Origin of the sequence: Faecalibacillus sp., from assembly GCF_047023275.1 — a bacterium.
Lineage (GTDB): Bacteria > Bacillota_I > Bacilli_A > Erysipelotrichales > Coprobacillaceae > Faecalibacillus.
This window is the reverse complement of sequence record NZ_JBKYAR010000018.1, coordinates 1-15,976: the sequence shown is the minus strand read 5'-3', so window position 1 is coordinate 15,976 and position 15,976 is coordinate 1. Positions and strand designations below refer to the sequence as shown.

Here is a 15,976-nt window from a genome sequence, read left to right as displayed (position 1 = left end):
AAATTGATAATAGGCCGCATACATTTATTGTGTTGTCAATATCAAAAATAAAAAAGAGGTCTACCTTTTTATGTAAACCTCCTATAGTCATCAAGTCTTAACTTAATGACATTGTCACTTAGAACCTTTTATTTTACTTTAAAATATTGAATTGTCTTTGGTTTTAATATTATTTGACCTTGATTATTAATTTCTTGTTGATCTATTAATGAGAAAAGATTTTCATTTAAAGAAAGTGTATATTCTTGTTCATCCAAATTCAAAGCAACAATAATTCTTTCTTGTTGATCAAATCGTTCAAAAACAAATTGTTTATTTGTTAAAACAAGCTCTTTAAAATCACCCTTTTGTAAAGCTGATGATTGATTTCTAATAGAAATCAATTTTTTAATATATTCTGTTAATTCATTAGGCATTGGTTTTGTAAACTCTGGTCTTAAAGAATTATCACTTCCTTGTTCTTTTTTTCCCGTTTGTCCCCATTCACTTCCATAGTAAATACATGGGATTCCAGGTAAAGAAAATAACATGCCATAAATAAGTGGTAACTTATCTAAATCTGTTAATTTTGAAGCAATTCTTTCTACATCGTGATTATCTACAAAACTAAATAATGTTTGTCCTCTGTACATTTCTCCATAATTACGCTTTATTGTATGTGCCATTTCAAACATATTTAAAGAATTAAATGACGACCATAATCCTTTAAACCCAGGATAATCTGTAATACTATCTAAATGAGCTTCACTAAACATATAACCCGCATTATCACCTAATACTTCTCCCAACAAGAAAAAGTCTGCTTTTCTTTGTCTGCAATGATCTTTCAACATTGCCATAAACCATCTTGGTAAACTATAAGCCACATCTAAACGAATACCATCAATATCAAAGGCATCTATCCAATAATCAACAGCTTTTAATAAATAATTTTGAACATCTGGATGATCTAAATTTAATTTAACTAATTCATAATGTCCTTCCCATCCTTCATAATAAAAACCATCATTATAAGGTGAATTACCATTAAAATCAATTCTGAACCAATCTCTATATTGACTATTTTCTCTATGATTTAAAACATCTTGAAAAGCAAAAAAACCTCTTCCTACATGATTAAAAACACCATCTAAAACAACTCTAATACCTCTATCATGCAAATTTTTACAAACCATTGCAAAATCATCATTCGTACCTAAACGTTCATCAATCTTACAATAATCTCTTGTATCATACCCATGATGATCACTAGAAAACACAGGATTAAAATAAATAGCATTTATTCCTAAATCTTCAAAATAATCCATAAAATCATTCAATCTTAAAATACGATGTTCTACAACCCCATCATTATCAAAAGGTGCTCCACAAAAATTTAGAGTATAAACTTGATAAAATACACTTTCATTAAACCACATTATAAAAAACCTCCTTATACATCTATCTATTATTATACACTATTTAGATAGAGTTATTAAAAAAATATGCTATAATATACTATATAAGGAGGTTCTTATTATGACTCAAAAAATTATTACTATTACAAGAGAATATGGTTCTGGAGGAAGACTGATTGCTAAAAAAGTAGCAGAAGCATTAAATATTGCTTTCTATGATAATGAACTTATTGATGAAACAGCTCGACAACTAGGTATCGATATTGATACTATTCGTAAAGCATCTCAAGAAAAATCATCAAGCTTTGCTTACTCACTCAATAATGGTCCTCTCGTTTTACCAATTAATGATCAAGTTTATGCAACACAAGCAAAAATCATTAAACATCTTGCAGAAAAAGAAGATTGTATCATCGTAAATGGATGTGCAAACTACATTTTAGAAGATTATCCTCATGTTTTAAGAATATTCGTTTATGCACCTTTAGAATCAAGAATTAATCGTGTAGAAAATGATTATAAAGAAGAACATGAAAATACTAAAAAGTATGTACAAAAAAGAGATAAACAAAGAAAAAGCTATTATAACTACTACACAACAAATACATGGGCAAATATGAAAGATTATGATTTATGCATCAATAGTGATATGGGAATAGATGAAATTGCCCAATTAATTGTAAAAGTTTATCAAAATGGAAAATTATGGAAATAATAAAAAGACATTCAGGGGTATCCTGAATGTTTTTTATTCTGGTAAAAATTGAATTGCTACACCTAAAAGTCCTGAACCTAAATAACAAGATAATGCAGCACCAACATGACCATCAATTATATATGTCAATTGAGGAAAATGTTCTTTTAACATTTTTTCTAATTCGTTTCTTTCTTCTAAATTATCAGCATCTGCTATCGCAAGAGCAAACTTTTGATGAGGATTCTCTTTAACCTGATTTTCTATTAAATCAATAAGTTTAGATTTTACTTTTTTTGAACCTCTTACTTTAGATGGAATATAAATTTCTCCCTTTTCTTTTTCAAAAGATAAGATTGGTTTAATTTTTAAGGTTGTTCCCAAAAAGGCTGAAGCTTTACCAATACGTCCACCTTTTTGAAGATAATTTAAATCATCAATTGAAAAATACGCATAATTTTGATGACATAATTCATCAGCTATTCTAACGAGTTCTTCAAAAGATCTTCCTTCTTCTCTATATTTTGCAAGTGCTATTGCAATAATACCCAAACCTACAGAAGCACTTTGACTATCAACAACATGGCATGTCAACCTATCATAAGTTTGACAAAACAATCTCATTTGATTACTTGTCCCTGAAATACCACCAGATAAAAATAAACCAATAAGATGTGTATATCCCTTTTCTTTAAGTTGATCTAACAAACTGAATAAATCCTCTCCAACTGGTGAAGAAGTTTTAATTAATTTTTCATCTTGAATAGCATATATATCCTTAGAAGTAATATCTATACCATCTCTATAACACTTTCCGTCATATTGAATTTGTATTGGTAAAATATGTATATCATACAATTCTCTATATTCTTTTTTTATATCACTACATGAATCTGTTATAATCGCTACTTTTTCCATTAATATCTCCTTAAATTTACTTTGAACTTCATACTAATAGAGCTAATTATAACTATATATTCATAAAATGCAATATTTTTTAAAAAATAATGATTGCATCTATAATATGTGAAACACATTGAACTACTATTGATCCCACCATTAATGCTCCAACAATGATTGTCACTAACCCTTTATTTGATAAATTTTCCATAATAGTTCCTCCTTTGTTTCCTTAATTTCAACTTTTAACATTATTTATCTTTGTTGTTTCTTTTTAAGACATTTTTAATATAAACCTTATTCTTATCTCTGTCAATGTATTTGTGTCTTTTTTAGATATTTTATTTACTATTTATATGATTATATGGTAATATTAAGACACAAGGAGTGATTTAATGACTGGCGAAAGAATAAAAAAATTAAGAAAAGAAAAAGGTCTAACTCAACAACAACTCGGTGAATTATTAGGCGTTCAAAAATCAGCAATTGCAAAATATGAAAATGGTAGAGTTCCTAATTTGAAAAAGGAAACAATTACAAAACTGGCAGAAATTTTTAATGTAAGTCCTAACTATTTACTTGGGATTGATGAAATATTACCTTTACATCATAGCCATAATATAGATATTCCTTTATATAGTGATGTCTGTTGTGGAGATGGAATTTTTGTAGATGATAATATTGAGGAATATATTTCATTACCTGAATCTTTATTAAGTTCAAGAAAAGAATATTTTTGTCAATATGCTGATGGAGATAGTATGGAGGATGAAAATATTCATTCTGGTGATTTAATTATTTTTGAAAAAACTAATCAATTAAATAATGGTGATATAGGTTGTTTTGGAATTGAAGATAATATTGCAACATGTAAAAAGTATTTTAATGATTCTAAGCAAAATTGTATCATTTTACAACCTGCAAATGATAAATATTCACCAATCATAATTAACGAGTATAATTATCATGAATTTAAAATTATTGGTAAATTGTCTCTTGTTATTTCTAAAAGAAATTAAAAAACTCCGTTTCATTTGAAACGGAGAATTTTTTTATTCAATTATTTTACTGTAATTAATTCTAAGTAAGAAGTAGTTCCAGCAACACCTGGTGTACCAGCAGTAACAATAATTTGTTCACCTGGTTCAACTAAGTTTTCTTTAGCGATAACTTGAGCATATTCAATCATAGCAGCTCTTGTATCCATTTGTTTACATAATACTGATTTAACACCCCAGTTGATAGCTAATGCTCTTGTAGTTTGTTCATTTGGAGTAGCAGCAATAATCATAGATTTTGTACGATATCTAGACATTTTTCTAGCTGTGAATCCTGAATCAGTGAAAGCGATAATTGCAGCAACATTGAATTTAGATGCAATTTCAGCAACTGACATACAGATAGCTTCACTTTGATCTAATGGAGCAGTTCTGATTGCTTTTCTTTGTAATGAAGCATAATCTAAAGTTCCTTCAGTTTTTAAAGCAATTTTAGTCATAGTTTCAACAGCTTCTACTGGATATTTACCTTGAGCAGATTCACCAGATAACATGATTGCATCTGTACCATCATAGATTGCGTTAGCAACGTCAGATACTTCAGCACGTGTTGGTCTTGGGTTTTCTTGCATACTGTCTAACATTTGAGTTGCAGTGATAACAATTTTACCAGCAGCACGACATTTGTTGATTAATTCTTTTTGAATTAAAGGTACATCTTCAGCAGGAATTTCTACACCTAAGTCACCACGAGCAACCATGATACCGTCAGCAACTTTTAAGATGTCATCCATGTTTTCAACACCTTCGCTGTTTTCGATTTTAGCAATGATTTGAATTTCAGGACGACCATTTTCAATTAATAATTTTTTAACATCTAAAACATCTTGTGGACGTCTTACAAATGATGCAGCAATGAAATCAACACCTTGTTGACAACCGAAAGTTAAATCTCCGATATCTTTTTCTGATAAGTAATCGAATCCTAATTTGATTCCTGGAACGTTGATTCCACGTTTGTTTTTAACAACACCATCGTTAGCACAGATACATACGATATCAGTACCTTCAACATGATCAACTAATAATTCTACTTGACCATCATTTACTAAGATGAAACCACCTGGTTTAACATCTTTATATAAATCTTTATAAGTGATAGTGAATCTTTCACTTGTACCTACGATATCTTCAACACAGATAGTAGAAACTTGACCTTTTTTGAATTCAGTTTTTCCATCAACGAAATCACCAGTTCTAATTTCAGGTCCTTTAGTATCTAATAAGATAGCTACGTTTTTGTTTAATTCTTTGTTGATTTCTCTTAAAGTTTTAATTCTTCCCCCATGTTCTTCGAAATCACCATGAGAGAAGTTTAATCTCATTACATTCATACCAGCTTGAACTAATTTAGTTAAGACTTTTTTATCTTCAGAAGCTGGTCCAATTGTACACACAATACGTGTTTTCTTTTTTCTTTCTTTTTCTAATACCATCCTAATATCCTCACAATCATATTTTCATTTAAGTTTATATTAACGAAGTTTAATAGCATCTTCGTAAATACTAAAATCAGTTTCACGTTTATGTCCTAATACTTCAGTAATTGGTAATCCTTTGATTTGACCATTTACTTCACTTACACATAAACCACCTTTTCCAGCTTCAAGTAATTCAACGGCATAAACACCCATTCTTGAAGCAAGAACTCTATCTCTTGCAGATGGTCTACCACCACGTTGCATATGTCCTAAAACGTTTGCACGAGTTTCAAAACCAGTTGCAGCTTCAACTTTTTTAGCTAATTCATGTACATCTGTAATATGTTCTGTAATAACAACAATTGCATGTTTTTTATCAGATGCTTTTGAAGCTTTTAATACTTCAATTACTTTATTTTCATCAAAACCGATTTCACTAGTGATAACCATTTCAGCACCATCAGCAATACCAGCATTGATAGCTAAATCTCCACATCTACGTCCCATAACTTCAAGGATTGTACATCTTTGATGAGAACTTGATGTATCTCTTAATTTATCTAATGCATCAACAATTGTATTTAATGCAGTATCAAATCCAATTGTATGATCAGTATCAGGAATATCATTATCAATTGTTCCTGGAATACCAATACAATTGATTCCCATTTCAGTTAACTTTAATGCACCATTGTAACTTCCGTCACCACCGATAACAACTAAAGCTTCCATTCCTACTTCTTTCATTTTTTCAATTGCTTCTTTTCTTACTTCAGGATCTTTGAATTCAGGAAATCTTGCTGATTTTAACATAGTACCACCGATATTGATGATATTACGTGTACTATGACGATCAAACTTAATAAATTCTCCATCATGTAAACCTTTATAACCAAGTTTTACACCATAAACTTCAATTCCTTTATTTAAGCATGTACGCGCTACTGCACGAACAGCAGCGTTCATTCCTGGAGCATCTCCTCCAGAAGTTAAAACTCCTATACATTTAACCATAATGTTCACTCCCTATTTCATAACATTTCATACATAGTGATTTTAGCACAAATCATGACTTTTCTACAAGAATTTTTACACATTTATTATGCTAAATCTTATTGTTTTATCATAATTGGCATACTCATTGTAAATATTGTGTTAAGTAAGCGCTCTACTTTTATTTTTTCACGTGCATCTTTTTTCAAAGTATAAATTTTTATTAAATCATCTTGCCCATATTGACTTGTAAATAATGTGATTTTTTTATTCTGACTACGATAAGTCAAGACCGCAGATAATACCTCATCTCTTGACCAACTCGTCACATTTTCTCCACCTAGATCATCAATCACTAAATAATCTACATTACGAAGTTCCTCTATATTATTATCATTTCCAAATTCACTAAAAGAATTCTTCAAATCTATTAAATATGTAGGAAAATGAATATATCCTAAACGATATCCTTGTTTAGCAAGTGATCTCGTTAAAAAACCAGCTAATGTAGATTTTCCACAACCTGATGGTCCATAAATAAACAACCCTTTTTTTGAAGTATTTGATAAGAAATGATCAATTGTACTTGCAAGCTCTTTATTCATAATATCCTTAATTGATTTTAAATCAGACAACAATAAATCATCACTCACATTTGAAACAGTAATATGACTTAATATATTTTGCTTTTCTAATATTTCTTTACCATACTTGCAAGGTAAAAGAACTGTTTTTAAATGTTGATTTTCTACATTTACTGCTTGTTTCATTCCCTTAGAAACCTTATGACATTGATGAAGTCCAGTGCAATTTTTACACTTTTGCATATCTTCTTGAAAATCCAAAAATTCTACCCAATTATCTTCTACAAAATCACGTCCAACTTTACCATCAGATAAAACTTTCATAATATATGGATCATTCATGAGTTCATTAATACTTTCTTCTTTTTGTTTTTGAAAGCTTTGATTATCATCAAATAGATGTAAATCTTGTAAATTTTGCATTTTATTTCCTCCTAGTCATATTTTTCTAACATCGCTAAAGCATCCTCATCAACTTCTTCTTGTGATGATTTTTCTTGAGAAACAATTTGAATATTTTTTGTAAAATCATCCCAATCATGATGTTTTTGATTTTGATATTTCAAATACGCTTTTCCTTCTTCAATAGCTTCTTGTACTGTTTTAATTTTCTTTCTTTTCCATTGACTACCTAATGCTTCAATAAAATTCTTAGGTAATGACTGATCACATTTTTGTAATGTTGTTTCTATTAAAACATTAACTACACCAGGTTCTAATTGCAATGTTGATAAAGCAGATTCAATTACCTGAAGATCTCTTTTAAGAGGTTCTTTACCACCCATTTTATCTTTTAATAAATCATAAGGTGAAATGTTTTCTAAATAATAAATATGTTGTTGCAAAGAAGAGTCTCCCTGTTTTTCACTTTGAAGTAAAGGAGATTGTTTATGAAAGACCTCTGTAAATTTCTCTGGTGTTTTCAAATCATAGTAATTTCTACAATTTTGCGCTAAAAGTCGACTATTTAAATGTTGATCAACCATTGACTGTTTAACAAGATCTTGCATATCTAAAGCGTTAACATGATATAAAATTCCTAGTTGTTGAATTACTTTTTCATCATCAGCTGTAAACATTTTCTTTGATAACTGTAAGTTTTCTAAACCTTGATAAAATAAAGTTAAATCATAATTATTTTCGATAGATTGGTGTATCTTTTGTTTATATTTTTTATTTTGTAAAACATTTTTATCATGTAAATGAATTTCAAAAACATCTGTAAACGATGATGTGATCTCTTGATAATCATTTAAATTAACATTATACACTTGAAAAGTTGCAACTGTCTTTTCATATTCATCTTTCAATCTTTCTTTTAATAAACTATTTAGAATACGATGATTCATAAATTCTTGAGGTGATAAAGGCATTTGCAAATCAAAGAGATAACGATTATCATTTTTTTGTTTAACATATGAACAAACAAGTCCTACTGCTTCTAATTTATTAAATGCATCTTGTAAAGAATTCAATGAAAAACCACATATCTTACATAATCTAGAAATCAAGGCAGGACTTTTTGTCAGTGTCATTTGATCTAATTCACTATTGAGTGTCAAATAGAGAGCAGTAGCTTCCATTCCTAATAATGGTTGATAAAGTTGTAATAACGTTTTATACCCTATTACATCTAACATATAACTACTTCTTACTTGATAAATATCACTCGTTAATAATTCTTTCATGACTGATCCTTTCTATAAATTCATCGATTTGTTTATATAAATCTTCTACTTCTTGATTATTATCAAAAACAATATCCGCCATTTCTTTTTTCTTTAAAGAAGAAATTTGATTATTCATAATCGTATAAGCATATTTTTCATCAATATGATCTCTTGTCATTAATCTTTGAACTTGTTTTTTTTCATTTAAATAAACAACAATAATTTCATCACATAAATATTCCAAATGAGATTCATATAATAAAGGAATATCTAAGAAGATACAATCCTTATCTTTATTTTTTTCAATTTCTTCTTTCATCTTAGAAATAACATAAGGATGTATAATCCCCTCTAATTGTCTTTTAGCTTTTGTATCATGAAAAACAATCTTTCCTAATGCCTTTCGATCAACAATACCCTCATTTACACAACCAAATAAATTTTGAACTTTCAAAATACTTTCTTGATCAATTGTTAAAGCATCTCTAGAAAGTTGATCTGCATCAACAACTTTATATCCTTTTTCAACTAAATAACGTGTTACTGTAGACTTTCCACACGCAATACTTCCTGTTATCCCATATACTTTCATCTTTTTGCCTTTTGACATATTGGACAATAATATGTCCCTCTTTCATTAATCATTACCTTTTTTATCTCATGTCCTAATGGACAATGCTTTTGCATATGCACTTTTAATTGTACTTGAAATAAACCATCTATCCCGTTTGCACTAAATGAATGAATTGTTGTTCCACCTTGTAAAATCGCCTCATTTAAAATTTCACAAGCTACATCCACTAATTCTTTAACCCTTTTTTTACTTAAAACATTTGCCTTTGTATAAGGATTTAAATGCATTTGATAACAAATTTCATTAGCATATATATTTCCTATCCCTGTCATGATTGTTTGATCCAAAAGAACTGTTTTAATCGCCTTATTTTTCTTTTTTAGTTTTTGATAAAGCTCTAAATAATCTATTTCAAAAGGCTCAGGCCCTAATTTGCTTAAAGGTAGCTGATTTTTATAATTATCAAGATCCACTAATTTCATTCTTCCAAACTTTCTAACATCATTATATCTTAACTCTATGCCATCATCTAAAACAAAGATAACATGATCATGTTTAGAAAGCGCATCACCTATCTTACATATTTGATACTTTCCTTCCATTCTAAGATGGGAAACAAAAGCAACATCCTCTAATTTAAAAATCAAATACTTTCCCACACGATCAATTTCTTTAAAAGTTTTATTTTTTAAAACTTTTATAAATTCTTCTTGATCATCTTCAATGATTTTAGGATATAAAATTTTTATATTTTTAATCTTTTTATTTAAAATAAAATTTTCTAACGTTCGACGAACCGTTTCTACTTCTGGTAACTCTGGCATTTTTTCACCTACTTCAACTCATACCAATTTTTAGCGTAAGTACCTTCAGCTTTTAATTCAACTTTCATTTGATAAGCACTTTCCATACCTTCTTTTACAAGTTTCATCATTTTTTCTAATTCATCTTGATAAACATCAAAAATCAATTCATCGTGTACTTGTAAAATCATCTTTGATTTCATATGATTTTCTTTTAATAATTGATCCACTTTGATCATTGCAAGTTTAATAATATCAGCAGCTGATCCTTGAATTGGAGAATTCATTGCTAATCTTTTACCAAATTCTTGTCTCATATAATTTTTTTCATTAATTTCTGGAATATATCTTTTTCTATTTAAAACAGTTGAAACATAACCATTTTCTTTTCCAAAAGCAATATTTTTATTCATATAATCTTGAATCTCACTATATTGTTCAAAATATTTTTGAATAAAAGATTTAGCTTCTTTAACACTGACACCTAATTGTTCAGCCAAACCATAATCAGACATTCCATAAATAATTCCAAAATTAACAGCTTTTGCATTTCTTCGCATTGATGATGTAACTTCATCTTCACTTACGCCAAAAACAACACTTGCTGTATGACGATGAATATCTTTATTATGATTAAATGCCTCTATTAAGCTTGTAACATTGGCTAGATGGGCAAGTACACGTAATTCAATTTGTGAATAATCAAAAGATATTAAATAATCATATTCAGGAACAAACGCTTTTCTAATAAGTTTTCCTTCTTCTGTTTTAACCGGTATATTTTGTAAGTTAGGATCAGTTGATGATAAACGCCCTGTTTGTGTTAAAGCTTGGTTATAAATGGTATGTGTCTTTCCATCAATAAAAATTTGTTCTTGCAAACCAATAATATAAGTTGAATAAAGTTTGCTTAAAGTACGATAATTTAAGACTTTATCAATAATTGGATGAACATTTTTTAATTTATTTAAAACATCTACTGATGTAGAATAACCAGTTTTTGTTTTCTTACCATTAGGTAATCCTAAATCTTCAAATAAAACTTCTCCTAATTGTTTAGGTGATGAAATATTAAATTCTTTATGTGCTAATAAATAAATTTCTTTTTCTAATTGATCAATTTGACCTTTAAATGTATTTCCCAATTGTTTTAAAACATCTTTATCCATTTTAGCTCCTTGAAATTCCATATCCGCTAAAATATACGCTACAGGCATTTCAACATTTTTGTATAAATCAAATTGTTGATCTTTTTTCAATCTTTGTTCTGCTTCATTTTTTAATTCATAAATTGCTTTTGCTTGTAAAAGATAATGTTTAGAAAGAATATCTTCTTCTGGTACATGTTTTTTAGCTCCTTTACCAAAAACTTCCTCATCAAATTGTAAGTCAAAATATTGATAATAATCACAAACAATTTTAATTTCATCTTTCAAAGAAGGATTTAAAATATAAGAAGCAAGCTGTAAATCAAAAGTATATCCCTTAACTTCTAATCCATGCCAACGACAAGCATTCATACATTTTTTTATATCATAACCATATTTTTCAATCTTTTCATCTTTTAAGAAAGACTTAAAGTTATCATCATGCATAGCATTTTCTAAAGAAATATAATAAGCTTCATCTTCATTATAAAGACCAAATCCTAAAATAGCAGATTTATGATAATTAGTATCATAGACACCTACAACTACAGCTGTATTTTTTTTAATAACTGGTAAGTTTTCAACAATTTTGTATTCTAAAGGTTTACTTTGTTTATTTTCTGTAGATAAAGACATTCTTTTAAGTAAAGAATTCATATCATAACGTCTATAGAACTCTGCAAGATCATCATTATATTCTTGTCCTTCATATTTCCAAGCTTCTAAATCTAAGTCAACAGGTGCATCTGTCATGATTGTGGCAATTTTTTTAGATAAAAGACCTAAATCAATATTCGTTCTCACTTTTTCACCCATTTTGCCTTTTAATTCATCCATATGTTCCTTGAGATTTTCAATTGTCCCATATTGGTTTAATAACTTTAAAGCTGTTTTTTCGCCAATTCCTGGAATTCCAGGAATATTATCAGCACTGTCGCCCATAAGCCCTAAAAGATCTCTCATTTGATCAGGCTCTAAATTATATTTTTCTTTAAAACTTTCAACAGTAATAATTTCATAATCATTTGTTCTTTGTGGCTTCTTATATTGTTTAACTTGTGGGTTGATCAGTTGCATCATATCTTTATCATTTGTATAAATAGCCACTTCCATGCCTTGATTTGATGCCTTTTTAGAAATTGTTCCAATAATATCATCACCTTCATATCCTTCTTTTTCAATATAAGGAATATGATGAGCCTCTAAATATTCTCTAACCATTGAAAACTGACAAATAAGTTCATCAGGCGTTGGCTTTCTTGTCCCTTTGTACTCTTCTAATAACTCACTTCTAAAAGTCTTCCCTTTAGCATCAAAAGCAACCACAATGTACTCTGGATTTTGTTTTAACAAACTTTCTAATCTATTAGCAAAACCATAAACAGCATTTGTTGGTACACCATCTTTATTGACCATTAAATTTCCCATTGCAGCTGTTGCATAATAACAACTAAATAACCAAAAATTTCCATCTATTACAACTATTTTTTCCATTTTATACCTCATTCACTTCTTTAACATTTTGTACCACCAAAGAAAGCTTATCTCGATAGTTCATCTTTCCTTCAATACATACAATCTTATTTTTTTCTAATAATGTCTTATATCTTTGATACGTTGAAGAAAAAGCAACTCCCTCAACATTTCCAGTTTCATCAAATCCTTCAATAAAACACATTTCATTTCCTTTTTTATCAACAATCACTTTGACCCTTGATAAAGATAATAACACTCTCACATTTTTTGAAACATATTCATTTAAATTTGCGACTGCAAGAATTGGTTGATTGATTTTTTGTTTCATATAAGCTAAAGGATGTTGTGTTAAATATACACCTAACGCTTTCTTTTCTAATTCTAAACGCACCATTTTATTTTCTTTAATAATTTCTAAAATAGGTGGTTCATCAATACCAATCATATTTTTTAAATGTGCATACTCTGTAATCTTTTCTAAATTAGCTTTTAAAGTCGCACGATTAAGTCCAAATTCATCAAAAGCACCCGCATCAATTAAACTTTCTAACATTAAACTCGTGATTTTCTTTCCTTCCATTCGCGAAACAAAATCAAAAATATCTTTAAACAAGCCATTCTTTTGTCTTTCTTCAACAATTGCTAGATAACCTGCTTGTCCAACATTTTTAATAGCTAGCAATGAAAAACGTAAATCACCTTCTACTTGTTTAAAATAATGTTCAGAATAATTAATGGATGGCGGTAAAATTCTAATTTGATATTTTTTAGCTTCTGCAATATATTCCATTTTATGAACATCACTATTTTGTTCATTAGAAAGAATTGCCCCATAAAAAGATAATGGATAATTGGCTTTTAAATACGCAAGTTGATAACCAATTAAACCATAGGCAATCGCATGAGCTTTATTAAAACCATAATCTGCAAACTTTTCAATTAATCCAAAGATATATTCAGCCTGATTTTTTTCATAATCATTTTTTAAAGCACCATTTATAAAGTCCTCTTTCATCGATTCCATTAATCCAAGTGTCTTTTTAGAAGTTGCTTGTCTTAATATATCTGCTTTAGCTAGTGAAAAACCAGCAATCTTTTGTGCAACTTGCATTAATTGTTCTTGATAAATAATAATACCATACGTTGATTTTAAAATATCTTTTAAATCATCATGTGGGTACTCTACTTTTTCTTGATGAAATTTTCTAGCAATATAATGAGGAATTTGTGACATTGGACCTGGTCTATATAAAGCATTGGCTGCCCCAATATCTTCAATACTGCTTGGTTTCAATCTTCTAAACAAATTCTTCATTCCTGGTGATTCTAATTGGAAAACTCCTAACGTATCTCCATTTGATAACATCTTAAATGTTTTTTCATCATTTAAAGGAATCGTATTTAAATTTAAATGAATACCCTCATACTTTTCAATATTTTTTAAAATATCAGAAATCACAGTTAAATTCTTCAATCCTAAAAAATCCATTTTTAATAAACCAACACTCTCAATATAATTTTTAGAGTACTGTGTCAATACATTTTGATTAGGACCTTTTGTTAGAGGAACCACTTCATTTAAACAATCTCCTGATAAAACGACCCCTGCAGCATGCATTGAAATATTACGTGGCAAACGTTCTACAAGATAGATTGCTGGTAAAATTTTTCGTAACATCTCTTCTTGATTGACCATACTTGCAAAAGCATAGGAAGATTCATAAACTTCTTTCACTGTTTTTCTATTTTTTCCTTGTGTTGGAATATACTTTGACATCATTTCTAATTTAGGTAAAGGAACTGAAACAACTTTTCCTAAATCTCTTAAAGCAACCTTAGGTCCATAGGTGGCAAAAGTAACAATTTGTCCAACATGTTCTTGTCCATACTTTTCTGTAACATATTTAACAACTTCATCCCTTTTATCATCTTGAAAATCAATATCAATATCAGGCATGGAAACACGCTCTTCATTTAAAAAACGTTCAAATATTAAATCATATTTTAAAGGATCAATATTCGTGATTCCTAAAACATAACTCACTAAACTTCCAGCAGCACTTCCTCTTCCTGGACCCACTTGAATATCATGTGTTTTCGCAAATCTTACATAATCAAAAACAATCAAAAAATAATCATTGAATCCCATTTTAGCAATGACCTTTAATTCTTTTTTTAAACGTTCTATATAGCTTCTAGGAACTTCTTTTCCTTTAAATCTTTTCTTTAAACCAACAATACAAAGCTGTTGTAAATAATTTTGACTTGTTACATTTTCAGGTAAAGGATAATGTGGTAGATGCATTTTATTAGTTTCTATAGTGACATTGCATCTTCTTAAAATATCATTTGTATTTTCTATTATCTCACGATCAAATAATAAAGACATTTCATAAGCATCTTTTAAATACAGCTGATTTGTTTGTACTTTATAATTTCGATCAATTTTTTCTCCATGGATACTTGCTTGCATTAAATCAATAGCTAAAGCATCTTGTGGATATAAATAACGCACTTCATTCGAAGCACAAACTTTTACTTCTTGTAAAGTGGCAAGTGCTTTTAAGCGCTCATTTAAAAATGTTTGCATTTTTAAATGATGATCTTGAATACAAATATAATAATTGTCTTTAAACATTTTTTTAAATAAAGCGATATACTTTAAAGCTTCAGATTCTAATTCTTTTAAAACTAATCTTTCAACAATACCTTCTTTACATCCAGAAATGATAAATAAATGTTCATGATATAAAGATAATCTTTCTAATTCAATCGCCTTTTGTTCACTTAAATTAATATCACTACATATTTTCATTAAATCATGATAACCAATTTGATCTTTTGCATAGAATAAAAAAGGATAAACCTCTTGATCAATGAGTACATCCCCTTGCATCCCAAAAATAGGTTTTATCCCATAATGATGACAAGCATTAGAAAACTCAATTGCACCATACATATTATTGATATCTGTTAAAGCTAACGCTTCCATGTGCAATTCTTTCGCTCTTTTACATAAATCTTGAATTAAAATCGTACTATTTTGAAAACTATAACAACTATAGACATTCAATTCACCAATCATATTGCCACCACCTTTTTTCCATATTATACGCTAAATCATCTTTGATTAAAAGAATTACAAAAATGTTTTCAAAGATAATAAAATTAAGATTAGACCAACATATAACGTTAAAAACAAATACAACATTTCAAAAAAAGAATACGTTAAAATAATCATTACAAACAATCTATAAA

At 28.7% G+C, this 15,976-nt stretch carries 12 protein-coding genes; 2 read left to right on the top strand and 10 right to left on the bottom strand.

Translation table 11 applies throughout. From position 1 onward, the window contains the following. Window positions 1-128: 128 nt before the first annotated feature. Window positions 129-1,418: an alpha-amylase family glycosyl hydrolase gene (locus tag ACLVEP_RS07580; RefSeq protein WP_412583943.1), complete on the bottom strand. Its 1,290-nt coding sequence runs from the start codon at window positions 1,416-1,418 to the stop codon at window positions 129-131. A gap of 100 nt (window positions 1,419-1,518) precedes the next feature. Between ACLVEP_RS07580 and ACLVEP_RS07575 the strand changes: the two genes are divergently transcribed. Beyond that, the gene (locus tag ACLVEP_RS07575; protein WP_412583942.1) at window positions 1,519-2,112 is read left to right on the top strand and encodes an AAA family ATPase; all 594 of its coding nucleotides are present in this window, start codon (window positions 1,519-1,521) and stop codon (window positions 2,110-2,112) included. A 33-nt stretch (window positions 2,113-2,145) separates the two neighbouring features. On the opposite strand, the gene ACLVEP_RS07570 is transcribed toward ACLVEP_RS07575, so the two are convergent. Beyond that, window positions 2,146-3,009: a DegV family protein gene (locus ACLVEP_RS07570; RefSeq protein WP_320096954.1), complete on the bottom strand. Its 864-nt coding sequence runs from the start codon at window positions 3,007-3,009 to the stop codon at window positions 2,146-2,148. A gap of 377 nt (window positions 3,010-3,386) precedes the next feature. Here ACLVEP_RS07570 and ACLVEP_RS07565 point away from each other — a divergent pair, with 377 nt between their 5' ends. Next, the gene (locus tag ACLVEP_RS07565; RefSeq protein ID WP_318000978.1) at window positions 3,387-4,010 is read left to right on the top strand and encodes a LexA family protein; all 624 of its coding nucleotides are present in this window, start codon (window positions 3,387-3,389) and stop codon (window positions 4,008-4,010) included. Window positions 4,011-4,051: 41 nt separating this feature from the next. On the opposite strand, the gene pyk is transcribed toward ACLVEP_RS07565, so the two are convergent. The 8 genes from pyk to dnaE form a co-directional block, all read right to left on the bottom strand. Next, window positions 4,052-5,485: a pyruvate kinase gene (gene pyk / locus ACLVEP_RS07560; protein WP_412583940.1), complete on the bottom strand. Its 1,434-nt coding sequence runs from the start codon at window positions 5,483-5,485 to the stop codon at window positions 4,052-4,054. Between the two features lie 39 nt (window positions 5,486-5,524). Further along, on the bottom strand, window positions 5,525-6,484 hold the full coding sequence (gene pfkA, locus ACLVEP_RS07555) for a 6-phosphofructokinase (RefSeq protein ID WP_022002930.1): 960 nt from the start codon (window positions 6,482-6,484) through the stop codon (window positions 5,525-5,527). 98 nt (window positions 6,485-6,582) lie between these two features. After that, window positions 6,583-7,470 (bottom strand): ATP-binding protein, encoded by an 888-nt coding sequence (locus tag ACLVEP_RS07550; RefSeq protein ID WP_412583938.1) that lies wholly within the window; start codon window positions 7,468-7,470, stop codon window positions 6,583-6,585. 11 nt (window positions 7,471-7,481) lie between these two features. Beyond that, a complete protein-coding gene (locus ACLVEP_RS07545; RefSeq protein WP_320096941.1) occupies window positions 7,482-8,735 on the bottom strand; it encodes a DnaD domain protein in 1,254 nt (417 codons plus the stop codon). Further along, window positions 8,713-9,309: a dephospho-CoA kinase gene (gene coaE, locus ACLVEP_RS07540; protein ID WP_412583935.1), complete on the bottom strand. Its 597-nt coding sequence runs from the start codon at window positions 9,307-9,309 to the stop codon at window positions 8,713-8,715. Before coaE ends, ACLVEP_RS07545 begins: the two co-directional genes overlap by 23 nt. Next, window positions 9,306-10,115: a DNA-formamidopyrimidine glycosylase gene (gene mutM, locus ACLVEP_RS07535; protein ID WP_412583933.1), complete on the bottom strand. Its 810-nt coding sequence runs from the start codon at window positions 10,113-10,115 to the stop codon at window positions 9,306-9,308. The genes coaE and mutM overlap by 4 nt, the downstream gene beginning before the upstream one ends. Window positions 10,116-10,123: 8 nt before the next feature. Continuing rightward, on the bottom strand, window positions 10,124-12,736 hold the full coding sequence (gene polA, locus ACLVEP_RS07530; RefSeq protein ID WP_412583931.1) for a DNA polymerase I: 2,613 nt from the start codon (window positions 12,734-12,736) through the stop codon (window positions 10,124-10,126). Between the two features lies 1 nt (window position 12,737). Continuing rightward, window positions 12,738-15,803, bottom strand: a complete 3,066-nt coding sequence (gene dnaE / locus ACLVEP_RS07525; protein ID WP_412583929.1) for a DNA polymerase III subunit alpha — start codon at window positions 15,801-15,803, stop codon at window positions 12,738-12,740. Window positions 15,804-15,976: the final 173 nt, after the last annotated feature.